We start from the raw sequence: 23,515 nt of genomic DNA on the forward strand, positions 1-23,515 counted from the left end.
AGAAGAACGCGATCATGATGATCGACTTCGCCCTGGAGGCCGAGCGCAACCACGGCCTGAGCCCGCGCGAGGCGATCCTCGAGGCCTGCATGATGCGCTTCCGGCCGATCATGATGACCACCCTGGCCGCCTTGCTCGGCGCCTTGCCGCTGATCTTCGGCATCGGCGGCGACGCCGCGTTGCGCCGGCCGCTGGGCATCACCATCGTCGGCGGGCTGATCGGCAGCCAGTTGCTGACCCTGTACACCACCCCGGTGGTCTACCTCTATCTCGACCGCCTGCGCCACTGGGTCAACCAGAAACGCGGCGTACGCACGGACGGTGCGCTGGAGACACCCCTATGAAACACACCCCCTCGTTGCTCGCCCTGGCCCTGGTCGCCGCCCTCGGCGGCTGCGCCATCGGCCCCGACTACCAGCGACCGGACCTGGCGGTGCCCGCCGAATTCAAGGAAGCCGAAGGCTGGCGCCGCGCCGAGCCGCGCGACGTGTTCCAGCGCGGCGCCTGGTGGGAGCTGTACGGCGACCAGACCCTGAACGACCTGCAGATGCACCTGGAACGTTCCAACCAGACCCTGGCCCAGTCGGTGGCGCAGTTCCGCCAGGCCGAGGCGCTGGTGCGCGGCGCGCGGGCGGCGTTCTTCCCGTCGATCACCGGCAACGCGGGCAAGACCCGCAGCGGCCAGGGCGGCGGCGATAGCACCGTGTTGCTGCCGGGAGGCTCGACGGTGAGCAGCGGCGGCTCTGGCGCGATCAGCACCAGCTACTCGACCAACCTCAGTGTCAGCTGGGAGGTCGACCTCTGGGGCAAGCTGCGCCGGCAACTGGAGGCCAACCAGGCGAGCCTGCATGCCAGCGCCGCCGACCTCGCCGCGGTGCGCCTCAGCCAGCAGTCGCAACTGGCGCAGAACTACCTGCAACTGCGGGTGATGGACGAACAGATCCGCCTGCTCAACGACACGGTGACGGCCTACGAGCGTTCGCTGAAGGTGGCCGAGAACAAATACCGCGCCGGCATCGTCACCAGGGCCGACGTGGCCCAGGCCCGCACCCAGTTGAAAAGCACCCAGGCCCAGGCCATCGACCTGAAGTACCAGCGTGCCCAGCTGGAGCACGCCATCGCCGTGCTGGTCGGCCTGCCGCCGGCGCAATTCAACCTGCCGCCGGTGGCGAGCGTGCCGAAGCTGCCGGACCTGCCGGCAGTGGTGCCGTCGCAATTGCTCGAGCGGCGGCCGGACATCGCCTCGGCGGAACGCAAGGTGATTTCCGCCAACGCCCAGATCGGCGTGGCCAAGGCCGCCTATTTCCCCGACCTCACCCTGAGCGCCGCCGGCGGCTACCGCAGCGGCAGCCTGAGCAACTGGATCAGCACGCCGAACCGCTTCTGGTCGATCGGCCCGCAGTTCGCCATGACCCTGTTCGACGGCGGCCTGATCGGCTCCCAGGTGGACCAGGCCGAGGCGACCTACGACCAGACCGTGGCGACCTACCGGCAGACCGTGCTCGACGGTTTCCGCGAGGTGGAGGACTACCTGGTGCAATTGAGCGTCCTCGACGAGGAGAGCGGGGTGCAGCGCGAAGCCCTGGAGTCGGCCCGCGAGGCACTGCGCCTGGCCGAGAACCAGTACAAGGCCGGCACCGTCGACTACACCGACGTGGTCACCAACCAGGCCACCGCGCTGAGCAACGAACGCACCGTGCTGACCCTGCTCGGCAGCCGCCTGACCGCCAGCGTCCAGTTGATCGCGGCAATGGGCGGCGGCTGGGACAGCGCCGACATCGAGCGGACCGACGAGCGGCTCGGCCGGGTCGAAGAGGGCCTGCCGCCTTCGCCCTGAGTTCTTCTCGCTGCCTGTTCCTGACGAATGCCTTTCCCCGCTATTGCGCTTGCATGACACACCGCCGTCCGCGTCTCGGCTAGAGTACGGCGGCGGATGTGGAGGTGAATACGTGTCGGGGAAGTTTCCGGAAATGCCCTCGCGCCGAGGCTACTGGCTCGGCTGGTTGTGCCGCCTGGCCATGCTTGGCGGCGTCGCCGCGATGTTCTGGGCGCTGCTGCAATGCTTCGTCCTGCTGCACGGTGAACCGCCGCTCCAGCGCGCCCCGCTGCGGACGCCCTGGACCCTGCTGGCGCTCGGCCTGGCGCTGTTCCTCGCCGGTTTCTGCGGCGAGTACCGGCTGTGGCGGCGCCGCGCCGGTTGCTGAAACCGGCGTCAGGCAGCGCCCGTCGAAGGGAACAGCAGGCGCAGGTGGGTCTTCTGCTGCGGTACGCTTTCCGCTTCGGCGCGGCCGCCGTGGTAGGCCATGATCGATTGCACGATGGCCAGTCCCAGGCCGGTGCCGGCCTGGGCTCCAGTCTGGCGTCCGGCGCGGCGGTAGAAGCGCTCGAACAGGTGCGGCAGGTACTCCGGCGGGATGCCCGGACCGTCGTTGCTGACCCTCACCTCGGTGTGCCCCGCGCGTTCCCCGATCCGCACGTCGATGCGCCCGCCTTGCGGGGTGTGGCGCACGGCGTTGGACACCAGGTTGGAAATGGCGCGCTGGATCATCAGGTTGTCGCCGTGGGCGAAGCCGTTGCCGGACAGGCGCAGTTCGACGCCCTTGTCCTCGGCGACCATCTCGTACAGGTCGATGACCTTGGCCGCCTGCTCGTGCAGGGCGACGCAGCCGAACTGGGCCTGGATCGCCGGGTTGTCCACCTGCACCAGGAACAGCATGTCGGTGACGATCCGCGACAGCCGCTCCAGTTCCTCGGCATTGGACTCCAGGGCTTCGCGGTATGCCGCGCCGTCGCGATGCTGGCTGAGCAGCACCTGGTTGCGCACCAGCAGGTTGCAGATCGGCGCGCGCAGTTCGTGGGCCAGGTCGTCGGAGAACTGCGAGAGCTGGCGTACGCCATCCTCGAGGCGGCCGAGCATGTGGTTGAAGCTGCGGGCCAGGCTGTCCAGCTCGCGCGGCAGGTTCTGCTCGGGGATGCGGTAGGAGAGATCCTGCGGGCTGACCTGGGCGGCCACCCGGCGGAAGCGGTTCAACGGTTCGAGGCCGGCACGCACCACCCACCAGGCGGCCAGGGCGATCAATGGCAGGAGGAAGGGCAGGGCCAGCAGGGTGGCGCGGAGGAAACCGTCGAGCAGGCGCTCGTCGGCGTTGCGCTCGCTGCTCAGCAACACCTGTACCGGGGTGCCGTTCTTCATGCGCATGGAAGCGCCGATGCTCAGCAGGCGCTGGTCGTTGCCGGTGCTCCAGCTCTGGAACACCGGCTGGCGGGCATCCGCCTGCAAGCGGGCGAGAAGCGCGCGGTTGGCCGCGACGCTGGCCGCGGCCTGGTCGCCGAAGCTCATCAGCGGCTGGCCGCTGCGGCTGTCGAGAATGCTCAGGTGCAGGCCGCTGTGCGCCACCAGTTGGTCCTGCAGGGCATGCGCCTGTACGGCCGGGTCGCTGCGCAGGTCGAGATCGTCTTCCAGGCTGTGGCGGATCTGCTCCAGCTTCAATTGCAGGTTTTCCCGCTCGCGGGCTTCCAGCTCGCGGCCGAGGTTCCAGTGCGCCATTGCGCCGAGCGCCAGGGCCAGCAGCGCGCCGAGGGCGCCGACCAGCAGGGCCAGGCGCAGCGACAGTCGGCCTGGTGGCGTCATCGGCGCGCTTCCAGGACGTAGCCGACGCCGCGAATGGTATGGATCAGCTTGAGGTCGAAGCCGTCGTCGATCTTCGCCCGCAGGCGGCAGATGGCGACTTCCACCACGTTGGAGTCGTTGTCGAAGTTCATGTCCCAGATCAGCGAGATGATCTGCGTCCGGGTGATGACGTCGCCGTTGCGCCGCATCAGCAGGTGCAGCAGGGCGAACTCCTTGGTCGTCAGGTTGATCCGCACCCGGCCGCGGAAGGCCCGGTGGCGGCTGGCGTCCAGCTCCAGGTCGGCGACCCGCAGGACGTCCTGCATCGGTGCCTGGTCGTGGCGGCGCAGCAGCGAGCGGACCCGCGCCAGCAGTTCGGGGAACTGGAACGGCTTGACCATGAAGTCGTCGGCGCCGAGATCGAGGCCGCGCACCTTGTCGGTCAGCCTGCCATGCCCGGTGAGCATCATCACCCGCGCGCTGCTGCGTTCGCGCAGGCGGCGGAGCAGGTCCCAGCCGTCGATGCCGGGCAGGTTGACGTCGAGGATCACCAGTTCGTAAGGGTGTTGCAAGGCCATGTGCAGGCCGTCGATGCCATCGTTGGCGCGGTCGACGATGTAGCCGCTTTCGGTCAGGCCCTGGTGCAGGTAGTCGGCAGTCTTGACTTCATCTTCGATAATAAGGATGCGCATGTTCGCCCCTATATAAAGTATGGATTCATTTGCAAGTAAATGTTTAAGTGCATTGCTATAAAGTTACATTGCGGGCGTTGCCTGGATAGAATCCTGGAAATGTAATTTCATATCGTTGCGCTGCTTCGATGATAATTATCGAATGACCGGGTAGTTCTCCCGGGAGTCCGCCTGAGAACTTTGGAAATGTCCGCGGCGCAAGCACCGCTGGGCGTGAGGGGCAATGCCTTTTGTAAGCGCATGTTGCTTTTGTCCCTATGTTTCATCCAACTATTGCCAGTCTCTTCGAAGGTTGCCGAAGTGTAACCGCTAATTGTCCGTGGAGAATATTCATTACCGACTTGTAATTCTTCCGTCACCTTGCCGATAAGCCCCGCTACCTAACATCTGCCGCATCCCGGAAGTGCAACTTCGAATATCGCCGGCGAGATATCGCCGATGAACGGTTGCGTGGTTCCGGGCCGGTAATGGATCGCCGTCGCCGACGACGATCAGCAGACGAGGAGCGGAACATGCCGATACTTCGGCCACTGGCCAGCGCGGGGAAACGCGCCTGCTGGCTACTGATGGGACTCTGCCTGGGCCTGCCGGCCCTGGCGAACGAAGCGCCGGTGAGTTTCAACGGCACTTCGATCAGCCTCGAGCAGGCGTTGGAGCGGGCCCTGCGGAGCAACCCCGAGCTGGCGGCGGTGGGGCGCGAGACCGAGATCGCCAGCGGCGCGCGGCAGCAGGCCGGGCTGATCCCCAACCCGGATCTGTCCTGGAGCGTCGAGGACACCCGCCAGGGCAATCGCCAGACCAGCGTCAGCATCGCCCAGCCGCTGGAGCTGGGCGGCAAGCGCGGTGCGCGGGTGGAGGTGGCGAAACGCGGCAGCGAGATCGCCTGGACCCAACTGGAAGTCCGTCGCGCCGAACTGCGCGCCCAGGTCCGCGGCGCCTACTACGCGGCGCTGACCGCGCAGGAGCGGGTGCGCCTGGCGAAGACCTCCCTGGACCTGGCCAGGCGCGCGCTGCAGGCCGCCGACCGACGGGTCAAGGCCGGCAGCATCTCCTCGGTGGAACGGGTTCGCGCCCAGGTCCTGGCGGACAACGCCCAGCTCGACCTGAGCCAGGCGGAGCTGGAGCAGCAGCGCACCTATGTGCAGCTGTCGAGCACCTGGGACGAGCCGCAGCCAGGCTTCGCCAGGGTCGGCGGCGCGCTCGACGCGGTGCCGGCGAGCATCACCCGTGGCGCCTTGCTGCGCCATCTCGACGAGTCGCCGACCCTGCGCCTGGCGGCCCAGGAGGTAGCGCGCGGCGAGGCCCAGGTCGACCTGGAGAAGCGCCAGCGCATCCCCAACCTGACGGTCAGCATCGGCAGCAAGTACGACCAGACCGCCCGCGACGGACGTGGCGAACGGGTCAACCTGATCGGCCTGTCGATGCCGCTGCCGCTGTTCGACCGCAACCAGGGCAACATCTACGCCGCCCAGAGCCGCGCCGACCAGGCCCGTGACCTGCAGCGCGCGACCCTGCTGCGCCTGCGCAGCGAAGCGGTACAGGCCTACGACCAGTTGCGCACCTCGGAACAGGAGCTGGTGCTGGTCCGTCGCGACCTGCTGCCCGGCGCACAGAGCGCGCTGGACTCGATGACCCGCGGCTTCGAGATGGGCAAGTTCAACTTCCTCGACGTGCTCGATGCCCAGCGCACCCTGGTCGGCGTCCGTGCCCAGTACGTGCGCGCGCTGGACGCCGCGGCACAGGCGCGGGTGAGCATGGAGCGCCTGCTCGGCGAAGACATCGGCCACCTCGGCCAGTGAGATTTCCGGGGCGGGCCGCCGGCGCGCCCCCCGAACGGTTCGGGAGAACAGAATGGGCAAGAAGACGATTATCGCGGTGACCGCACTGGCACTGCTCGGCCTGGGCGGCGGCGCCTACCTGGAGCTGGGCGGGAAGGCGCCGGCCGGCGCCGGCGAAGCGGCCGCCGAGGGCGAGGGCAGCGGACCGCGCGGCGGCATGTTGTTGCGCCAGGGCGACCTGACCCTGGAACTGCTGGTGCCGGAGGACGGCAGCCCGCTCAAGGCCTGGGTCGAGCGCGGCGGCAAGGCGCTGGCGCCGCAGGAGGTGGTCCTCGGCGCCGACGTCGAGCGTGCCACCGGCGAGGTCGAGGACCTGCTGTTCAAGGCCAGCGGCGATGGCCTGGTGGCCAATGCCGGGATCGCCGAGCCGCATGCCTTCACCGCGCGCCTCAAGCTGATGGCCGGCAAGCAGGGCTACGACTTCGCCTTCACCCGCGAGGAGGGCAAGCTGGAGCTGGATGCCGAGCAGATCGAGGCCGCCGGCATCACCCTCGATACGGCGCGGACGATCAGCCTGGCCCAGGTGGTCTCGCTGCCCGGCGAGATCCGCTTCAACGAGGACCGCACCGCGCATATCGTCCCGCGCCTGCCGGGGATCGTCGACAGCGTGCCGGCCAATCTTGGCCAGGCGGTGAAGCAGGGCGAGCTGCTGGCGGTGATCAGCAGCCCGCAGTTGTCCGACCAGCGCAGCGAATTCGCCGCCGCCCAGCGCCGCCTGAGCCTGGCACAGAGCACCTACAAGCGCGAGCAGCAGCTGTGGAAGGAGGGCATTTCCGCCGAGCAGGAATTCCTGCTCGCCCGCCAGGGTTTGCAGGAAGCCGAGATCGCGCTGAACAACGCGCGGGCGAAGATCGCCGCGCTCGGCGGCAATCCCAGCCTGCAGGGCGGCAACCGCTACGAGCTGCGCGCGCCGTTCGCCGGGGTGCTGGTGGAAAAGCACCTGACCCAGGGCGAGCCGGTGGACGGCACCGCCAACGTCTTCACCCTGTCCGACCTGTCCTCGGTCTGGGCCACCTTCAACGTGCCCGCGCAACTGCTCGGCCAGGTCCGCGTCGGCAGCAAGGTCAAGGTGCTCGCCCAGGCGCTGGATAGCGAGGTGGAGGGCACCGTGTCCTACATCGGCGACCTGCTCGGCGAGCAGACCCGCGCGGCCACCGCCCGGGTCACCCTGAGCAACCCCGAGAGCACCTGGCGCCCGGGCCTGTTCGTTTCCGTGCAGGTGGCCGAGGCGACCCGCAAGGAAGTCCTGACGGTCGCCGACGGCGCGGTGCAGAACGTCGACGGCGAGGACGTGGTGTTCGTCCGCGTGGCCGATGGCTTCGTGGTCCAGCCGGTCAAGCTGGGCATCAGCGACGGCCAGCGCGTCGAGGTCCTCGAGGGCCTGCGCGCCGGCAGCCAGGTCGCCGCCAGCGGCAGCTTCATCCTCAAATCCGAACTGGGCAAGGGCTCGGCGGAACACGGTCACTGAGTCCCGCTCCAGGAGTCTTCGCATGTTCGAACGCATCATCCAATTCGCCATCGAGCAACGCTGGCTGGTCCTGCTGGCGGTGCTGGGGATGGCCGGGGTCGGCATCGGCAGCTACCAGAAGCTGTCCATCGACGCGGTCCCGGACATCACCAACGTCCAGGTGCAGATCAATACCGCCGCCCCCGGCTACTCGCCGCTGGAAGTGGAGCAGCGGATCACCTACCCGGTGGAGACCGTCATGGCCGGCCTGCCGGGTTTGCAGGAAACCCGTTCGCTGTCGCGGCCGGGGATTTCCCAGGTGACGGTGATCTTCGAGGAGGGCACCGATATCTACTTCGCCCGCCAGCAGGTCAACGAACGCCTGAGCACGGCGCGCGAGCAACTGCCGGAAGACATCTCGCCGACCCTCGGGCCGATCTCCACCGGTCTCGGCGAGATCTACCTGTGGACGGTTGAGGCCGAGGAGGGCGCGACCAAGGAGGACGGCAGCGCCTACACGCCCACCGACCTGCGCACCATCCAGGACTGGATCATCCGTCCGCAGTTGCGCAACGTGAAGGGCGTGGCCGAGATCAACACCATCGGCGGCTACGCCAAGCAATTCCTCATCGCCCCGGATCCGAAGAAGCTCGCGGCCTACAAGCTGACCCTCGGCGACCTGCAGAACGCCGTGCTGCGCAACAACGAGAACGTCGGCGCCGGCTACATCGAGCGGCGCGGCGAGCAGTTGCTGATCCGCGCGCCGGGCCAGGTCAAGGACATGGACGATATCCGCGGGATCATCGTTTCCAACGTCGACGGCGTGCCGATCCGTATCCGCGACGTCGCCGAGGTCGGCCTGGGCAAGGAGCTGCGCACCGGCGCGGCCACCGAGAACGGCCGCGAAGTGGTGCTCGGCACGGTGTTCATGCTGATCGGCGAGAACAGCCGGGAAGTGGCCCAGGCGGTCGGCCAGCGCCTGGAGGAGATCAACCGGACCCTGCCCAAGGGGGTCAAGGCGATCACCGTCTACGACCGCACCACCCTGGTGGACAAGGCCGTGGCCACGGTGAAGAAGAACCTGGTGGAAGGCGCGGCGCTGGTGATCGCGGTGCTCTTCCTGTTCCTCGGCAACATCCGCGCGGCGCTGATCACCGCCACCATCATCCCGCTGTCGATGCTGTTCACCTTCACCGGGATGGTCGGCAACAGGGTCAGCGCCAACCTGATGAGCCTCGGCGCGCTGGACTTCGGCATCATCGTCGACGGCGCCGTGGTGATCGTCGAGAACGCCATCCGCCGCCTGGCCCACGCCCAGGCCCACCACGGCCGCCAGCTGACCCGCGCGGAACGTTTCCACGAGGTCTTCGCCGCGTCCAGGGAGGCGCGCCGGGCGCTGATCTTCGGCCAGATCATCATCATGGTGGTGTACCTGCCGATCTTCGCCCTCACCGGGGTCGAGGGGAAGATGTTCCACCCGATGGCGTTCACCGTGGTCACCGCGCTGCTCGGCGCGATGATCCTCTCGGTGACCTTCGTCCCGGCGGCGATCGCGCTGTTCATCACCGGCAAGGTCAAGGAGGAGGAGAACTTCGTCATGCGCCGCGCGCGTCTGGCCTACGAACCGGCGCTGCGCTGGGTGCTCGGGCACCGCGCGCTGGTGGTCGGCGGCGCCCTCGGCGCGATCCTGCTCACCGGGCTGGTGGCCTCGCGGATGGGCAGCGAGTTCATTCCCAGCCTCAGCGAGGGCGACTTCGCCATGCAGGGCCTGCGGGTGCCGGGCACCAGCCTGACCCAGTCGGTCGAGATGCAGCAGACCCTGGAGAGGAAGCTGATGGGCAAGTTCCCGGAGATCGAGCGGGTCTTCGCCCGCACCGGGACCGCCGAGATCGCCTCCGACCTGATGCCGCCGAACGCCTCCGACAGCTACGTGATGCTCAAGCCGCAGAGCCAGTGGCCGGACCCGAAGAAGTCGCGGGAGGCGCTGCTGGAAGAATTGCAGGCCGCGGCCCTTGAGGTGCCGGGCAGCGTCTACGAGTTCTCCCAGCCGATCCAGTTGCGCTTCAACGAACTGATCTCCGGGGTGCGCAGCGACGTCGCGGTGAAGGTCTTCGGCGACGACATGCAGGTGCTCAACGACACCGCGGAGAAGATCTCCAAGGTGCTGCAAGGCATCGACGGCGCCTCCGAGGTGAAGGTCGAGCAGACCACCGGCCTGCCGGTGCTGACGGTGGACATCGACCGCGACAAGGCGGCACGCTTCGGCCTCAATGTCGGCGACATCCAGGACACCGTGGCCACCGCCCTCGGCGGACGCAACGCCGGTACCCTGTTCGAGGGCGACCGCCGCTTCGACATCGTCATCCGCCTGCCGGAAACCCTGCGCGCCGACCTGCCGGCACTGTCCAACCTGCTGATCCCGCTGCCGCCGAACAACCTGGCGCGGATCGACTTCATCCCGCTGTCGGACGTGGCGCGCCTCGACCTCTCGCCGGGACCGAACCAGATCAGCCGGGAGAACGGCAAGCGGCGCATCGTGGTCAGCGCCAACGTGCGCGGCCGCGACATCGGCTCGTTCGTGCTGGAAGCGCAACAGAAGCTGCAGGACGGGGTGAAGATCCCGGCCGGCTACTGGACCACCTGGGGCGGCCAGTTCGAACAGTTGCAGTCCGCCGCCAAGCGCTTGCAGGTAGTGGTGCCGGTGGCGCTGCTGCTGGTGTTCACCTTGCTCTTCGCCATGTTCAACAACGTCAAGGACGGCCTGCTGGTGTTCACCGGCATCCCCTTCGCCCTTACCGGCGGGGTGCTGGCCCTGTGGCTGCGCGGGATACCGCTGTCGATCTCGGCGGCGGTGGGTTTCATCGCCCTGTCCGGGGTGGCGGTGCTCAACGGCCTGGTGATGATCTCCTTCATCCGCAACCTGTTGCAGGAAGGACGCAGCCTCGACCAGGCGGTGTGGGAGGGCGCCATCACCCGCCTGCGTCCGGTGCTGATGACCGCCCTGGTGGCGTCCCTCGGTTTCGTGCCGATGGCCCTGGCCACCGGCACCGGCGCCGAGGTGCAGCGGCCGCTGGCGACGGTGGTGATCGGCGGCATCCTGTCCTCGACCATGCTGACCCTGCTGGTGCTGCCGGTGCTCTATCGCTGGACCCACGGGCGCGACGCCGGACCGCGCGAGGAGACGCCGGCGGCCGGCTGAAGCGGGCGCGCAAGCGGGCCGGCAGGGGAAACCCTGGCGGCCCTTTTTCGTTGGCCGTTGGACGGATTCCGTTCGATTACCGCACGCGATTGCCGGCCCGGATTGTCGCCGGCGGAGGGCTTGCGTAGTGTGGGTGGACCTTCCGCGCCCGGCGCTTGGCGCCGCGCGGCGATAACAACAACGATAGCAGCCTGAGTGTCCTGCCCATGAATGCCTCCTTGCTCAGCGAGCGCAGCCGGGTGTTCGAACGTGCCGACCCCTATGCGGTGTCCGGCTATGTCAACCGGCACGTCGGTACGCACTGCATACGCCTGCCGGCCGCCGGCAGGCCGCAAGCCAGCCTCGACCACCGCACCTTCGCCAGCCTCGACCTGTGCCGGATCAGCTACGGCGCGGCGGTACGGGTCACCTCGCCGGCGCTGGAGAGCATCTTCCACCTGCAGATCCTCCTGCGCGGCCACTGCCTGTGGCGCGGCGGCGGGCAGGAACACGCCCTGGCGCCGGGCGAGCTGTTGCTGATCAACCCGGACGACCCGGTCGACCTGACCTATTCGGCGGACTGCGAGAAATTCATCGTCAAGCTGCCCTGCGCGCTGCTCGAAGCGATCTGCGCCGAGCAGCGCTGGAGCCATCCGGCGCGCGGCGTGCGCTTCCTCGAACATCGCTATCGCCTGGACCAGCTGGAAGGCTTCGTCGGCCTGCTCGCCCTGGTCTGCCGCGAGGCCGAGTCCGGTGAGCGGCTGGCGCGGGTCGACAGCCACTTCGAGCAGATCCTCGGCAGCAAGCTGCTGACCCTGCTGAAGACCAACGTCAGCCGCGAGGACCCCTGCGATGCGCAGGTCGTCTTCGCCCGCCTCGATGCCTACATCCGCCGCCATCTGCAGAGCGAGATCGAGGTCGCGGCGCTGGCCGAGCAGGCGCACATGAGCACTCGCTCGCTGTACGCGCTGTTCGAGCGCCAGCTTGGCGAGAGCCCTCGGCAATACATTCGCCGGCTGCGCCTGGAGCGCATCCGCGCCTGCCTGGAAGACCCCGGCTGCCGGGTACGCAACCTCACCGAACTGGCCCTGGACTTCGGTTTCGCCCACCTCGGCCGCTTCGCCGAGCAATATCGCCGGCAGTTCGGCGAGCTGCCTTCGGAAACCCTGCGCCGGCGCGCCTAGCGCCGACCGCCACGGCGTGCAGGAATCGGCCAGCGATCCGCAGGCAACGGATATCCCCAGCAGCACGCGCTACCTAACCTGACCGGGCCTGAACAATAACAACGGAGGCCCCGGCCATGTCCCTGGGTAGCGATTACTTGCGTTCTCTGCTCGAGGAAGACCCCGAGCGCGGCGTCTACCGCTGCAAGCGGGAGATGTTCACCGATCCACGCCTGTTCGAACTGGAGATGAAGCACATCTTCGAGGGCAACTGGGTCTATCTCGCCCACGAAAGCCAGGTTGCCGGAATCAACGACTACCTGACCACCCAGATCGGCCGCCAGTCGATCGTCATCGCGCGCAACCGCGACGGCCAGCTCAACGCCTTCATCAACGCCTGCAGCCACCGTGGCGCGATGCTCTGCCGGCACAAGAGCGGCAATCGCAGCAGCTATACCTGTCCGTTCCACGGCTGGACCTTCAACAACTCCGGCAAGCTGCTCAAGGTCAAGGACCCGGCCGAGGCCGGCTACCCGCAGGGCTTCAACTGCGAGGGCTCGCACGACCTGACCCGGGTGGCGCGCTTCGAGTCCTACCGTGGCTTCCTGTTCGGCAGCCTCAACCCCGATGTCAGGCCGCTGGCCGAGCACCTGGGCGAGTCGGCGAAGATCATCGACATGATCGTCGACCAGTCGCCGGAAGGCCTCGAAGTGCTGCGCGGCTCTTCCAGCTATGTCTACGAAGGCAACTGGAAGCTCACCGCCGAGAACGGCGCCGACGGCTACCACGTCAGTTCGGTGCACTGGAACTACGCGGCGACCCAGAGCCAGCGCCAGCAGCGCGACGCCGCGGACCAGCTGCGGACCATGAGCGCCGCCGGCTGGGCCCGGCAGGGCGGCGGCTTCTACTCGTTCGAGCATGGCCACATGCTGCTCTGGAGTCGCTGGGCCAACCCCGAGGACCGGCCGGCCTTCGAGCGCCGCGCCGAGCTTGCCCGCGACTTCGGCGAGGCCCGCGCCGACTGGATGATCGAGAACTCGCGCAACCTCTGCCTGTACCCCAACGTGTACCTGATGGACCAGTTCAGCTCGCAGATCCGCATCGCCCGGCCGCTGTCGGTGGACCGCACGGAAATCACCATCTACTGCATCGCGCCGAAAGGCGAGAGCGCCGAGGCGCGCGCCCGGCGCATCCGCCAGTACGAGGACTTCTTCAACGTCAGCGGCATGGCCACCCCGGACGACCTGGAGGAGTTCCGTTCCTGCCAGCAGGGCTACCAGGGCAGCGTGGTCGGCTGGAACGACCTGTCGCGCGGCGCCGAACACTGGATAGAGGGCGCCGACGCGGCGGCCGCGGCCATCGACCTGCGGCCGCGCCTGAGCGGCGTGCGCACCGAGGACGAAGGGCTGTTCGTATTGCAGCATCGCTACTGGCAGGAGGCGCTGCTCGCCGCCCTGGAGCGCGAACGGACGCAGCGCGTGGCGCTGCGGGAGGTGGCGTCATGAGCCTGGGCTACGACGCCCTGCGCGATTTCCTCTACCGCGAGGCGCGCTATCTCGACGACAAGGATTGGGACGCCTGGCTGGCGTTGTACGCCGCGGACGCCAGTTTCTGGATGCCGTCCTGGGACGACCGCGACCAGCTCACCGAGGACCCGCAGCGGGAAATCTCGCTGATCTGGTACGGCAACCGCGGCGGCCTGGAGGACCGGGTATTCCGCATCCGCACCGAGCGCTCCAGCGCGACCCTGCCGGACACCCGCACCTCGCACAACCTGAGCAACATCGAACTGCTCGGCGAGGACGACGGCATCTGCCGCGTGCGCTGCAACTGGCACACCCTGAGCTATCGCTACAAGACCGTGGACAGCTACTTCGGCACCACCTTCTACGACCTCGACGTACGCGGCGAGAGTCCGCTGATCAAGGCCAAGAAAGTGATCCTGAAGAACGACTACGTTCGCCAGCTGATCGACGTCTACCACGTCTGACGCCCGCGCCGGCGGGCTGTCGAGGGACATGCCATGAACCATCGGATCGCACTCAACTTCGAAGACGGGGTGACCCGCTTCATCCATGCCGCGCCCGGCGAGACCGTGGCCGACGCGGCCTACCGCCAGGGCATCAACATCCCCCTGGACTGCCGCGACGGCGCCTGCGGCACCTGCAAGTGCCTGGCCGAGGCCGGGCGCTATGCGCTGGGCCAGGACTACATCGACGATGCCCTCAGCGCCGAGGAAGCCGCCCGCGGCTACGTGCTGACCTGCCAGATGCGCGCCGAAAGCGACTGCGTGCTGCGCGTGCCGGCGTCCTCGACCCTGTGCAGGACCGGCCAGGCGCGCTACGAGGCGCGCATCAGCGAAGTCCGGCAACTGTCGCCGAGCACCATCGGCCTGTCGCTGCGCGGCGAGGCGCTGGCCAGCCTGGCGTTCCTGCCCGGGCAGTACGTCAACCTCCAGGTACCCGGCAGCGAGCAGCGCCGCGCCTACTCCTTCAGCTCGCTGGCGAAGGACGGCGAGGTCAGCTTCCTGATCCGCAACGTCCCCGGCGGGCTGATGAGCGGCTTCCTCAGTGGCACGGCCAGGGCCGGCGACAGCCTGGCGATGGACGGCCCGCTGGGCAGTTTCTACCTGCGCGAGATTCACCGGCCACTGCTGATGCTGGCCGGCGGCACCGGCCTGGCGCCGTTCACCGCGATGCTCGAACGGATCGCCGAACAGGGCAGCGCGCACCCGCTGCACCTGGTCTACGGGGTGACCCACGACGTCGACCTGGTCGGGCTCGAGCGCCTGGAGGCGTTCGCCGAACGGATTCCCGGCTTCACCTGGAGCGCGTGCGTGGCCAGCGCCGACAGCGACTATCCGCGCAAGGGCTACGTGACCGAGCACATCGCCGCGCAGCACCTGCACGAGGGCGACGTCGACATCTACCTGTGCGGGCCGCCGCCGATGGTCGAGGCGGTCGAGCGCTACCTGCGCGAGCAGGGCGTGCGCCCGGCGAATTTCTACTACGAAAAGTTCGCTGCCAGCGCGGCCTGAACCCGAGCAGCCAAGGAGATTCCCATGAACGACAGATTCCGCGACAAGGTCGCCCTGGTCAGCGGCGCCGCCCAGGGCATCGGCCTGGGGGTGGCCCGGCGCCTGCTGGAGGAAGGCGCGCGGGTGGTGGCGGTGGACCGCTCCGAGCTGGTCCACGAACTGGCCGGCGACGCCTGCCTGTGCCTGACCGCCGACCTGGAGCGCTACGCCGAATGCCAGCGGGTACTGGAGCGGACCCTGGAGCGTTTCGGCCGGCTGGACATCCTGGTCAACAACGTCGGCGGCACCCTCTGGGCGAAGCCCTACCAACACTACGCCGAGGACGAGATCGAGGCCGAGCTGCGGCGTTCGCTGCTGCCCACCTTGTGGTGTTGCCGAGCGGCGCTGCCGGCGATGCTGGGGCAGGGCAGCGGGGCGATCGTCAACGTCTCGTCGGTTGCCACCCGCGGGGTCAACCGGGTGCCCTATGGCGCCGCCAAGGGCGGGGTGAACGCGCTGACCGCCTGCCTGGCGTTCGAGACCGCCGACCAGGGCATCCGCGTCAACGCGGTGGCGCCGGGCGGCACCGACGCGCCGCCGCGAAGGATTCCGCGCAACGCCGCGGCGCAGAGCGAGGAGGAGCGGCGCTGGTATCGACAGATCGTCGAGCAGACCCTCGACAGCAGCCTGATGAAGCGCTACGGCAGCATCGACGAACAGGTCGCGGCGATCCTTTTCCTCGCCTCCGACGAGGCGTCCTACATCACCGGCGTGACCCTGCCGGTAGCTGGCGGCGACCTCGGCTGAGCGCTTCAGTCGCCGCTTTCGGTGAACTTCTCCAGGTACAGCCGCAGATGCTCCAGGGAGTGCTCGCGCAGCCACTGGCGGACCGCCTCGACCATCGGCGGAGGCCCGCACAGGTAGAGGTCGAAAGCTTCGTCGCGCAAGCGGGCGGCGTCGAAATGCTCGTGCAGGTAGCCGCGCCGGCCATCCCAGTCGGCGTCCGCCTCGCTGAGCACCGGGACGAAGCGGAAGCCGGGAAGCCGCTCGGCGTAGCCGGCGATCCGTTGCAATTCGCAGAGATCGTCGGCGCGGCGTACCCCGTAGTAGAGATGCACCGGCCGCTCGCAACCGCGCTCGGCCAGTTCGTCGAGCATGCCGAGGAACGCCGACAGGCCGGTGCCGCCGGCCACCAGCAGCAACGGGCGCTCCACCTGGCGCAGGTAGAAGGTGCCCAGCGGCGCCTCGAAGCGGATCTCGTCGCCGACCCGGCACCCTTGGCGCAGGTAGTCGCTCATGGCGCCGCCCGGGAGCAGGCGGATGAGGAACTGCAGGTGGTTCTGCGGATTCGGCCGGTTGGCGAAGGAGTAGGCGCGCCGGCAGTCGCTGCCGGGTACTTGCAGGCGCGCGTACTGGCCGGGCAGGAAGTCCAGCTGGCGGCCCGCGGCGCCGGCGTCGAGGCGGAGCAGCGCGGTGTCCTCGGAGAGCAGGCGCAGTTCGCGCACCACGCCGCTGTGCTCCTGGGCCGCGGCGGCGTGGCAGAGGGTCGAGGCGAAGTCGAAGTAGAAGGCCGCGTCGGAGCGCACCCGGGTCTGGCAGGCGAGCACCTTGCGCTGCTCCAGGTCGGCGGTGGAGAGGGTGTCCTCGTCGGCGTAGTCCAGGCTGTAGCTGCCCGCCTCGCAGCGGCCCATGCAGGTGCCGCAGACCCCTTCGCGGCAGTCCAGCGGCAGGTTGATGCCGTGGCGCAGGGCGGCGTCGAGGAGCAGGTCGTCGTGGCCGACGGGCAGGAACAGGGTCTTGCCGTCGGCGAAGCTGAGGGCGACTTTGTGATTCATCGTGACGGGTCCCGCCGTTCAGAGGTGGTAGAAGTCGAGGACCGAGTCGATCCGGTCGTTGAGCAGGACGATGTGCTTGCGCGCGATCAGCCAGGCCTCGCCATGGGGTTTCAGGCGGTAGGTGGCATGGCCGAAGAAGCTGCCGGTCTGGTCCAGGCGCTGGAACAGGGTCTGCCAGTTGACCCGCACTCGCAGCAGGCCGTCGCCTTCCTCGGCGATGCGCACGTTGCCGATCTGGTGCAGGGTGCGCGGCATCGGCACGGTGGACGCGGCCTTGCCGGTGCGGATACGGAACACCCGGTCTTCCAGGCCGGCACGGCTGGGGTAGTAGATCAGCGACATCTCGCGCTTCGGATCGCGGGTGTAGCGCTGCTCGGACTCCCACTGCGGCAGGTGGAACTCGCACTGTTCGTCGAACTGCGCGAGGTAGCCGTCCCAGTCCTGGGCATCGCAGAGTTCGGCGTGGCGGTAGAGGAACTGTTCGACGCGGTACTGCAGTCCGGCGTTCATGGGGTCACCTCCTTCGCGCGCAGGGCCAGGCGCTCCAGGCCGTCGAGGAGGAAGCGCCGCCAATGCGCGTGCTGGTTGACGTAGAGGCCTTCGTGGGTGATCTCGGTGCCGGTCAGCAGCGGCGCGATACCCAGCACCTGGCTGTTCGGCGTCGCGCCTTCGAGCCACTTGCCGTGGCCGCGGGAGATGTCGCTCCAGCGCTCCAGGCGGGCCTGGAAGCCACGCTGGGCTTCGCGGAACTCCACCAGGTCGTCGGGCGTGCCCATCCCGGAGACGTTGAAGAAGTCCTCGAACTGGCGGATCCGGTTCTCCCGGTCGGCGTCCGACTCGCCCTTTACGCCGATGCACTGGCTGACGATCTCGGTACGGTTCCAGGCCAGCGGGCGGACGATGCGCAGCTGCGAGCTGATCTGGTCGATGACGAACAGGCTGGGGTAGAGATTGAGGTTGCGCAGGCGATGCATCATCCACTCGGCGCGGGCCTGGCCGTATTCCGCCACCAGCCGCGGCATCACGCTGGCGTAGCCGGGGCGTACGGCGGGGTTGGGCATCTCGCTGAAGAGCACGCTGTGGCCGTTGGCGAAGGAGAACCAGCCGTCGTCGGTGGCCGCGTCGCCGGCGCCGAGCTTGCTGTAGTCGAGGGTGGCGGCCACGCCGCCGCGCTCGGCCTCGACCTGCTGGCGGTGCTGCACGGTGGCTACGTAGTTGTAGTGCACTGTGCTGACGTGATAGCCGTCCAGGCCATTCTCGTTCTGCAGCTTCCAGTTGCCTTCGTAGGTGTAGGTGGAGGTGCCGGGCAACACTTCCAGCTCGCCGCTGGGAGACTGCGCCACCAGCATGTCGAGGAACACCCGGGCGTCGCCGAGGAAGTCCACCAGGTCGTCCTCGCCGGCGACGTCCAGGCTGACGAAGACGAAGCCCCTGTAGCTCTGGATGCGCGCTTTCTTCAGGCCGCGGGTGGCCTTGTCGAAGCCTTCCGGGTATTCGCCCGGCGCCTTGACCTTCACCAGCCGGCCGTCGTTCTTGTAGCACCAGGCATGGAACGGACAGGTGAAGGTCGACTGGTTGCCCTTGCCGACCCGCACCAGGGTCGCGCCGCGATGCTGGCAGGCGTTGACCAGCGCGTGCAACTGGCCGTTGCCGTCGCGGGTGACGATCAGCGGCTGGCGTCCGGCGCGCAGGGTGACGAAGTCGTGGGGCCTGGCCAGTTCGCTTTCGTGGCAGGCGTAGATCCAGTTCTTTTCGAAGATCAGCTCCATCTCCAGGTCGAACAGCTCCGGTTCGGTGAACATGTCCCGGGCGATGCGGAAGATGCCTTCCTCGGGACGGAAGTCGAGGCAGCCGCCGACATAGTCGCGCCACTGTTCGAGGCTTCTGCGGGTAGCGTTCATGCGTTCTCACCCTTGTGCGTTGTCGTTATGGGTGACCCATTCAACGGCCGCGAGCGGGGGCGGGCTATCCGCTTAGTCGACGATGCGCATCCCGAAAATCCGCAGCCGCCGAGGAGCGGCCGGGGGGCTCGCGGAGGGCTCGGCCGAGGTTCGAGCGGCGCTTGCGGCGGACGCTTTGTCCGGAAAGTCGGCGAACGCTATCCGGATAGTGGAGGATGCGGGGAGCCGGCCTTGCGCCGGCATATGCCTTGCATTTTGCTGAAAACAGAGCGCCAGCAGAGCGCACCCCCAGCCTTGCCGTGTCGAGTGCCGAACCATGATGAGGACCCATCCCGTCGCCGATCGTGGCGATCTCCATGCCGACCACCTGGACCTGGCCGCCGCCCGTTCCTGGATGTCGAAGGTCTGCGGGCCGCACCGGCTCGAAGCGGCGAGCCCGGGACTGGTGCAGTTCCAGCACCACGGCAACGTGCTGAAGTCGATGTGCACCACCCTCGGCTACATCGGCTACGGTACCGACGTCACCATCACCGTCGAGGATGCCGCGGCGTTCAACGCCTACAGCCTGAGCCTGCCGCTCAGCGGCGAGCAGGAGCTGTGCCGGGGCGGGCTGCGCCTGCTCTCCGACGTCCGCCGCGGGGTGATCATCGCGCCCAACGAGCGCCAGGAGCTGAGCATCGCCGGGGACTGCCGCAAGCTGCAGGTGGTGATCGGCCGCACGGCGATGCGCAAGGTCCTGGAGGAGATGTTGCAGCGGCCGATCGATACGCCCTTGCGCTTCGATCCGGAGATGGATGCCCTGGATGGCGCCTCCGCGTCCTGGTGGCGCACCGTGCGGCACATCAGCGAGGAGATGGCGCGCAGCGAACTCTACGCCCAGGCGTTTTTCAGCAGCGACCTGGAACGCGCGCTGATCAAGGGACTGATCCTGGCCCAGCCGAACAACTACAGCGAGGCCCTGCAGCAGGGCCTTGGCGGGCGCCCGCCGCACTACCTGCTGCGCGCCCGCGAGTTTCTCCAGGCCAACGCCCGCGAGACCCTGAGCCTGGAGGACGTGGAACGCGCCGCCGGGGTCTCGCGGTTCAAGCTGTTCGAGGGCTTCCGTCGCTACTTCGGGGTGTCGCCGATGAGCTACCTGAAGCACTACCGGCTCGCCGCGGTGCGCGAGGAGATCCTCGCCAGCGGCGGCGCCCGCAGCATCTCGACGATCGCCCTGGGCTGGGGCTTCAGCCACCTCGGACGCTTCTCCGTGGACTACCGCAAGCGCTTCGAGGAAACCCCGAGCATGACCCAGCGCCGCGCTGCGCGGCGCTCCTGAGAGGGCACTCAGGCGTCCTCGCGGCCGATCAGCGCCAGGCAGCGCCGCAGGTGCGGGGAGCCGTCGCCCTGGCGCCGGCTGACGATGATCGGCGAGGTCAGGGAGGCGTCGGCCAGGGCCTGGTAGGCGACGTCGTCGCGGTGCTGCAACTGCACCGAGGCCGGCACCAGGGTCGCGCCGAGTCCGGCGGCGACCAGGCCGATGGCGGTCTGCATCTCGTTGGCCCATTGCGTCACGCGCAGGCTCAGGCCGTGGGTGGCGAACAGCGCCAGCACGTGGTCGGCGTAGCTCGGCCGCGGCTGGCCGGGGTAGAGCACGAACGGCTCGCGCGACAGGCGCTCCAGGCTCAGCGGCTGGCCGAGCAACGGGTGCCCGGCGGGCAGGGCGGCGACCAGCGGCTCTTCGCTGAGCACGCTCTGGCGGATCGCCGGGTCGTCGATGCGGATGCGTCCGAAACCGATGTCGATACGCCCGCTCTTCAGCGCCTCGACCTGTTGCAGGGTGGTCATCTCCAGCAGGCCCAGCTCCAGCTCCGGGTCGCCGCGCAGGTGGCGGATCAGCTCCGGCAGCACGCCATACAGCGCCGAGGGCACGAAGCCGATGCCGAACCACTGGCGCTGGCCCTGGCCGATCCGCCGGGTGCTGTCGCAGATGCTTTCCAGTTGGTCCAGGAGCGTCGCGCTCTGTTCGTGGAAGAAGCGCCCGGCTTCGGTCAGGCGCAGCGGCCGGCCGCGCTCCAGCAGGGCCACCCCGAGCATTTCCTCGAGTTGCTGGATCTGCCGGCTCAGCGGTGGCTGGGCGATGTGCAACTGCTCGGCGGCGCGGGTGAAGTTGAGGGTCCGGGCCAGCGCCTGGAAGTAGCGCAGGTGACGAAGCTCCATGATACCTCCAGGGTATGGTTCGAGAGGAAGATGATATTGGACCCCAGTGAAGAAGGCGATGGATGCTTGGCCGAAACGACGGCGAAACCCGCTCGGTATCGAGCGAGCCTTGAGCAGCGAACCGTCGAAAACCCGACCGCAACCCTGGTGGACCCCCGAGAATGAGCCAAGCCGTGATCCAAAGCCTCGAGTCGATCATCGTCGACCTGCCGACCATCCGCCCGCACAAGCTGGCCATGCACACCATGAACCGGCAGACCCTGGTGATCCTCCGCCTGCGTTGCAGCGACGGCATCGAGGGCCTCGGCGAAGCCACCACCATCGGTGGCCTGGCCTACGGCAGCGAGAGCCCGGAGAGCATCAAGAGCAATCTCGACGCGCATTTCGCCCCGTTGCTGCTGGGCCAGCCGGCGGACAACGTGAATGCCGCGATGCAGCGCCTGGACCGACACATCAGGGGCAACACCTTCGCCCGCTCGGCGGTCGAGACCGCCTTGCTCGACGCCCATGGCAAGCGCCTCGGCCTGGCCGTCAGCGAACTGCTCGGCGGCCGCCTGCACGACAGCCTGGAGGTGGCCTGGACCCTGGCCAGCGGCGACACCGGCCGCGACATCGAGGAAGCCGAGCGGATGCTCGACCTGCGCCGCCACCGGCATTTCAAGCTGAAGATCGGCGCCGGTGAGGTGGATGCCGACGTGGCCCACGCGATCGCCATCAAGCGCGCCCTCGGCGAGCGCGCCAGCGTGCGGGTGGACGTCAACCAGGCCTGGGACGAAGGCGTTGCCCAGCGTGCCTGCGCGACGCTCGGCGACAACGGCATCGCCCTGATCGAACAGCCCATCGCCCGCCACAACCGCGTCGGCCTGGCGCGCCTGAGCAGCCGCGGCGGCGCGCCGATCATGGCCGACGAGGCCATCGAGAGCGTCGAGGATGCCTTCCATCTGGCTCGCGAGGGCGCCGCCCCGGTGTTCGCCCTGAAGATCGCCAAGAACGGCGGACCGCGCGCGGTGCTGCGTAGCGCGGCGATCGCCGAGGCGGCCGGGATCGGCCTGTACGGCGGGACCATGCTCGAGGGCGGCATCGGCACCCTGGCCGCCGCCCACGCCTTCGTCACCCTCGACCGCCTGGCCTGGCACAGCGAACTGTTCGGCCCGTTGCTGCTGACCGAGGACATCCTCCTCGAGTCGCCGCGCTACCAGGATTTCCACTTGCACGTGCCGCGTGCGCCGGGTCTCGGCCTGGCGCTCGACGAGGAGCGCCTGGCGCGCTTCCGCCGGCGCTGAAGCCGTCCCGCAGACAGAGGAGAAACGACCGATGCTGTTCCACGTGAAGATGACCGTGAAGTTGCCCGTCGACATGGACCCGCAACAGGCCGAGCGGCTCAAGGCCGAGGAGAAGGAAATGGCCCAGCGCCTCCAGCGCGAGGGCAACTGGCGGCACCTCTGGCGGATCGCCGGGCACTACGCCAACTACAGCCTGTTCGACCTGCCCAGCGTCGAGGCGCTGCACGACACCCTGACCCGGCTGCCGCTGTTTCCCTACATGGACATCGAGATCGACGGGCTTTGCCGGCATCCCTCGTCGATCCATGCCGACGACCGCTGAGATTCCCTTCCCACGCCCGACAACAACAAGCAGAGGCAAACGCCATGACCGTGAAGATTTCCCAGACTGCCGACGTCCAGCGCTTCTTCGAAGAGGCCAGCGGCCAGCTCAACGAACGCGGCGATCCGCGCACCAAGGCCCTGGTGCGGCGCATCCTCGACGACACGGCGAAGCTGATCGAAGAGATGCAGGTCACGCCCGACGAATTCTGGAAAGCGGTGGACTACCTGAACCGCCTGGGCAGCCGCCAGGAAGCCGGCCTGCTGGCCGCCGGGCTGGGCCTGGAGCATTACCTGGACCTGCTGCTCGACGCCCAGGACGCCGAGGCCGGCCTCACCGGCGGCACGCCGCGCACCATCGAAGGGCCGCTGTACGTCGCCGGCGCGCCGCTGAGCGATGGCGAGGCACGGATGGACGACGGCCGCGACGCCGGCACCGTGATGTTCCTCCAGGGCCGCGTCAGCGGTCCCGACGGCCAGCCGCTGGCCGGGGCCATCGTCGATGTCTGGCACGCCAGTACCCAAGGCACCTATTCCTACTTCGACAGCAGCCAGTCCGAATACAACCTGCGCCGGCGCATCCGTACCGACGCCGACGGCCGCTACCGTGCGCGCAGCATCGTGCCGTCCGGCTACGGTTGCCCGAGCGACGGCCCGACCCAGGAACTGCTCGACCGCCTCGGCCGCCACGGCCAGCGGCCGGCGCACATTCACTTCTTCGTCTCGGCGCCCGGCCATCGCCACCTGACCACCCAGATCAACCTGGCGGGCGACCGCTACCTGTGGGACGACTTCGCCTACGCCACCCGCGATGGGCTGATCGGCGACCTGCGCTTCAACGACGACCCCGCCGCGGCCCGCGACCGCGGCGTGGAGGGCGGACGCTTCGCCGAACTGGATTTCGACTTCCAGCTCCAGGCCAGCCCGGCACCCGCCGCCGAGCGCCGCAGCCAGCGGCCGCGGGCATTGCAGGGGTAAGGCGGGGAGCGGGGAGGGCGGCTGGTCGCTGGCGACCATGCCGCCTTCTTCCGC

The 23,515-nt window shown here is 68.4% G+C and carries 21 protein-coding genes; 15 read left to right on the top strand and 6 right to left on the bottom strand.

Annotated elements, in window-relative coordinates:
• From HMPREF2716_RS17445 to HMPREF2716_RS17455, 3 genes are all read left to right on the top strand, one after another.
• Positions 1-344, top strand: a 344-nt coding sequence (locus HMPREF2716_RS17445; RefSeq protein ID WP_049263462.1) for an efflux RND transporter permease subunit, incomplete at its 5' end; no start/stop codon positions are given.
• Positions 341-1,837 carry a multidrug efflux RND transporter outer membrane subunit OpmB gene (gene opmB / locus HMPREF2716_RS17450; protein ID WP_003116859.1) on the top strand — a complete coding sequence of 499 codons (1,497 nt, stop codon included), beginning with the start codon at positions 341-343 and terminating at the stop codon, positions 1,835-1,837. The genes HMPREF2716_RS17445 and opmB, both read left to right, overlap by 4 nt.
• A 133-nt stretch (positions 1,838-1,970) precedes the next feature.
• Positions 1,971-2,204 carry a hypothetical protein gene (locus HMPREF2716_RS17455; protein WP_003113319.1) on the top strand — a complete coding sequence of 78 codons (234 nt, stop codon included), beginning with the start codon at positions 1,971-1,973 and terminating at the stop codon, positions 2,202-2,204.
• Between the two features lie 8 nt (positions 2,205-2,212).
• On the opposite strand, the gene HMPREF2716_RS17460 is transcribed toward HMPREF2716_RS17455, so the two are convergent.
• Entirely contained in the window at positions 2,213-3,631 is a 1,419-nt protein-coding gene (locus HMPREF2716_RS17460) for a sensor histidine kinase (RefSeq protein ID WP_003113318.1), read from the bottom strand.
• The gene (locus tag HMPREF2716_RS17465; protein ID WP_003089900.1) at positions 3,628-4,302 is read right to left on the bottom strand and encodes a heavy metal response regulator transcription factor; all 675 of its coding nucleotides are present in this window, start codon (positions 4,300-4,302) and stop codon (positions 3,628-3,630) included. Before HMPREF2716_RS17465 ends, HMPREF2716_RS17460 begins: the two co-directional genes overlap by 4 nt.
• A gap of 512 nt (positions 4,303-4,814) precedes the next feature.
• Between HMPREF2716_RS17465 and HMPREF2716_RS17470 the strand changes: the two genes are divergently transcribed.
• From HMPREF2716_RS17470 to HMPREF2716_RS17505, 8 genes are all read left to right on the top strand, one after another.
• On the top strand, positions 4,815-6,101 hold the full coding sequence (locus HMPREF2716_RS17470) for a TolC family protein (protein WP_003162891.1): 1,287 nt from the start codon (positions 4,815-4,817) through the stop codon (positions 6,099-6,101).
• Positions 6,102-6,153: 52 nt separating this feature from the next.
• The gene (locus HMPREF2716_RS17475; protein ID WP_003109532.1) at positions 6,154-7,608 is read left to right on the top strand and encodes an efflux RND transporter periplasmic adaptor subunit; all 1,455 of its coding nucleotides are present in this window, start codon (positions 6,154-6,156) and stop codon (positions 7,606-7,608) included.
• A gap of 22 nt (positions 7,609-7,630) precedes the next feature.
• Positions 7,631-10,786, top strand: coding sequence for an efflux RND transporter permease subunit (locus HMPREF2716_RS17480; protein ID WP_003158534.1), 3,156 nt, complete (start codon positions 7,631-7,633; stop codon positions 10,784-10,786).
• 206 nt (positions 10,787-10,992) lie between these two features.
• Positions 10,993-11,949 (top strand): AraC family transcriptional regulator, encoded by a 957-nt coding sequence (locus HMPREF2716_RS17485; protein WP_043494625.1) that lies wholly within the window; start codon positions 10,993-10,995, stop codon positions 11,947-11,949.
• 116 nt (positions 11,950-12,065) lie between these two features.
• Complete coding sequence (gene benA / locus HMPREF2716_RS17490; RefSeq protein WP_003139108.1) at positions 12,066-13,433, top strand: benzoate 1,2-dioxygenase large subunit; 1,368 nt, start codon at positions 12,066-12,068, stop codon at positions 13,431-13,433.
• Positions 13,430-13,918: a benzoate 1,2-dioxygenase small subunit gene (gene benB / locus HMPREF2716_RS17495; protein WP_003113314.1), complete on the top strand. Its 489-nt coding sequence runs from the start codon at positions 13,430-13,432 to the stop codon at positions 13,916-13,918. The genes benA and benB overlap by 4 nt, the downstream gene beginning before the upstream one ends.
• A 33-nt stretch (positions 13,919-13,951) precedes the next feature.
• Positions 13,952-14,965 carry a benzoate 1,2-dioxygenase electron transfer component BenC gene (benC, locus tag HMPREF2716_RS17500; RefSeq protein ID WP_003109537.1) on the top strand — a complete coding sequence of 338 codons (1,014 nt, stop codon included), beginning with the start codon at positions 13,952-13,954 and terminating at the stop codon, positions 14,963-14,965.
• 24 nt (positions 14,966-14,989) lie between these two features.
• Complete coding sequence (locus tag HMPREF2716_RS17505; RefSeq protein ID WP_003113313.1) at positions 14,990-15,751, top strand: 1,6-dihydroxycyclohexa-2,4-diene-1-carboxylate dehydrogenase; 762 nt, start codon at positions 14,990-14,992, stop codon at positions 15,749-15,751.
• Between the two features lie 5 nt (positions 15,752-15,756).
• On the opposite strand, the gene antC is transcribed toward HMPREF2716_RS17505, so the two are convergent.
• The 3 genes from antC to antA are packed head-to-tail and all read right to left on the bottom strand — an operon-like array spanning position 15,757 to position 18,680.
• Positions 15,757-16,779, bottom strand: coding sequence for an anthranilate 1,2-dioxygenase electron transfer component AntC (antC, locus tag HMPREF2716_RS17510; protein WP_070621971.1), 1,023 nt, complete (start codon positions 16,777-16,779; stop codon positions 15,757-15,759).
• Between the two features lie 18 nt (positions 16,780-16,797).
• Complete coding sequence (antB, locus tag HMPREF2716_RS17515) at positions 16,798-17,289, bottom strand: anthranilate 1,2-dioxygenase small subunit (protein ID WP_003158531.1); 492 nt, start codon at positions 17,287-17,289, stop codon at positions 16,798-16,800.
• Positions 17,286-18,680, bottom strand: coding sequence for an anthranilate 1,2-dioxygenase large subunit (antA, locus tag HMPREF2716_RS17520; protein ID WP_023129762.1), 1,395 nt, complete (start codon positions 18,678-18,680; stop codon positions 17,286-17,288). The genes antB and antA overlap by 4 nt, the downstream gene beginning before the upstream one ends.
• A gap of 316 nt (positions 18,681-18,996) precedes the next feature.
• Here antA and HMPREF2716_RS17525 point away from each other — a divergent pair, with 316 nt between their 5' ends.
• Positions 18,997-19,998, top strand: coding sequence for an AraC family transcriptional regulator (locus HMPREF2716_RS17525; RefSeq protein WP_003113309.1), 1,002 nt, complete (start codon positions 18,997-18,999; stop codon positions 19,996-19,998).
• An 8-nt stretch (positions 19,999-20,006) separates the two neighbouring features.
• Here HMPREF2716_RS17525 and HMPREF2716_RS17530 read toward each other — a convergent pair whose 3' ends face one another.
• Entirely contained in the window at positions 20,007-20,879 is an 873-nt protein-coding gene (locus tag HMPREF2716_RS17530; RefSeq protein ID WP_003089870.1) for a LysR family transcriptional regulator, read from the bottom strand.
• A 161-nt stretch (positions 20,880-21,040) separates the two neighbouring features.
• Between HMPREF2716_RS17530 and HMPREF2716_RS17535 the strand changes: the two genes are divergently transcribed.
• Genes HMPREF2716_RS17535 through catA form a run of 3 tightly spaced genes read left to right on the top strand, consistent with a single transcriptional unit; the run spans position 21,041 to position 23,461 of the window.
• The gene (locus HMPREF2716_RS17535; RefSeq protein WP_003120080.1) at positions 21,041-22,162 is read left to right on the top strand and encodes a muconate cycloisomerase family protein; all 1,122 of its coding nucleotides are present in this window, start codon (positions 21,041-21,043) and stop codon (positions 22,160-22,162) included.
• A 31-nt stretch (positions 22,163-22,193) separates the two neighbouring features.
• Positions 22,194-22,484: a muconolactone Delta-isomerase gene (gene catC, locus HMPREF2716_RS17540; RefSeq protein ID WP_016253374.1), complete on the top strand. Its 291-nt coding sequence runs from the start codon at positions 22,194-22,196 to the stop codon at positions 22,482-22,484.
• Positions 22,485-22,528: 44 nt separating this feature from the next.
• Positions 22,529-23,461: a catechol 1,2-dioxygenase gene (gene catA / locus HMPREF2716_RS17545; protein WP_016253375.1), complete on the top strand. Its 933-nt coding sequence runs from the start codon at positions 22,529-22,531 to the stop codon at positions 23,459-23,461.
• Positions 23,462-23,515: the final 54 nt, after the last annotated feature.

It is taken from the genome of Pseudomonas sp. HMSC076A11 (assembly GCF_001810205.1).
In the GTDB taxonomy this organism is placed as follows: Bacteria; Pseudomonadota; Gammaproteobacteria; order Pseudomonadales; family Pseudomonadaceae; genus Pseudomonas; species Pseudomonas aeruginosa.

What these genes read in the sequence shown, in the direction of transcription:
- opmB (WP_003116859.1), top strand. Translation starts at nt 341, where the DNA reads ATGAAACACACCCCCTCGTTGCTCGCCCTGGCCCTGGTCGCCGCCCTC.
- HMPREF2716_RS17455 (WP_003113319.1), top strand. Translation starts at nt 1,971, where the DNA reads ATGCCCTCGCGCCGAGGCTACTGGCTCGGCTGGTTGTGCCGCCTGGCC.
- HMPREF2716_RS17460 (WP_003113318.1), bottom strand. Translation starts at nt 3,631, where the DNA reads ATGACGCCACCAGGCCGACTGTCGCTGCGCCTGGCCCTGCTGGTCGGC.
- HMPREF2716_RS17465 (WP_003089900.1), bottom strand. Translation starts at nt 4,302, where the DNA reads ATGCGCATCCTTATTATCGAAGATGAAGTCAAGACTGCCGACTACCTG.
- HMPREF2716_RS17470 (WP_003162891.1), top strand. Translation starts at nt 4,815, where the DNA reads ATGCCGATACTTCGGCCACTGGCCAGCGCGGGGAAACGCGCCTGCTGG.
- HMPREF2716_RS17475 (WP_003109532.1), top strand. Translation starts at nt 6,154, where the DNA reads ATGGGCAAGAAGACGATTATCGCGGTGACCGCACTGGCACTGCTCGGC.
- HMPREF2716_RS17480 (WP_003158534.1), top strand. Translation starts at nt 7,631, where the DNA reads ATGTTCGAACGCATCATCCAATTCGCCATCGAGCAACGCTGGCTGGTC.
- HMPREF2716_RS17485 (WP_043494625.1), top strand. Translation starts at nt 10,993, where the DNA reads ATGAATGCCTCCTTGCTCAGCGAGCGCAGCCGGGTGTTCGAACGTGCC.
- benA (WP_003139108.1), top strand. Translation starts at nt 12,066, where the DNA reads ATGTCCCTGGGTAGCGATTACTTGCGTTCTCTGCTCGAGGAAGACCCC.
- benB (WP_003113314.1), top strand. Translation starts at nt 13,430, where the DNA reads ATGAGCCTGGGCTACGACGCCCTGCGCGATTTCCTCTACCGCGAGGCG.
- benC (WP_003109537.1), top strand. Translation starts at nt 13,952, where the DNA reads ATGAACCATCGGATCGCACTCAACTTCGAAGACGGGGTGACCCGCTTC.
- HMPREF2716_RS17505 (WP_003113313.1), top strand. Translation starts at nt 14,990, where the DNA reads ATGAACGACAGATTCCGCGACAAGGTCGCCCTGGTCAGCGGCGCCGCC.
- antC (WP_070621971.1), bottom strand. Translation starts at nt 16,779, where the DNA reads ATGAATCACAAAGTCGCCCTCAGCTTCGCCGACGGCAAGACCCTGTTC.
- antB (WP_003158531.1), bottom strand. Translation starts at nt 17,289, where the DNA reads ATGAACGCCGGACTGCAGTACCGCGTCGAACAGTTCCTCTACCGCCAC.
- antA (WP_023129762.1), bottom strand. Translation starts at nt 18,680, where the DNA reads ATGAACGCTACCCGCAGAAGCCTCGAACAGTGGCGCGACTATGTCGGC.
- HMPREF2716_RS17525 (WP_003113309.1), top strand. Translation starts at nt 18,997, where the DNA reads ATGATGAGGACCCATCCCGTCGCCGATCGTGGCGATCTCCATGCCGAC.
- HMPREF2716_RS17530 (WP_003089870.1), bottom strand. Translation starts at nt 20,879, where the DNA reads ATGGAGCTTCGTCACCTGCGCTACTTCCAGGCGCTGGCCCGGACCCTC.
- HMPREF2716_RS17535 (WP_003120080.1), top strand. Translation starts at nt 21,041, where the DNA reads ATGAGCCAAGCCGTGATCCAAAGCCTCGAGTCGATCATCGTCGACCTG.
- catC (WP_016253374.1), top strand. Translation starts at nt 22,194, where the DNA reads ATGCTGTTCCACGTGAAGATGACCGTGAAGTTGCCCGTCGACATGGAC.
- catA (WP_016253375.1), top strand. Translation starts at nt 22,529, where the DNA reads ATGACCGTGAAGATTTCCCAGACTGCCGACGTCCAGCGCTTCTTCGAA.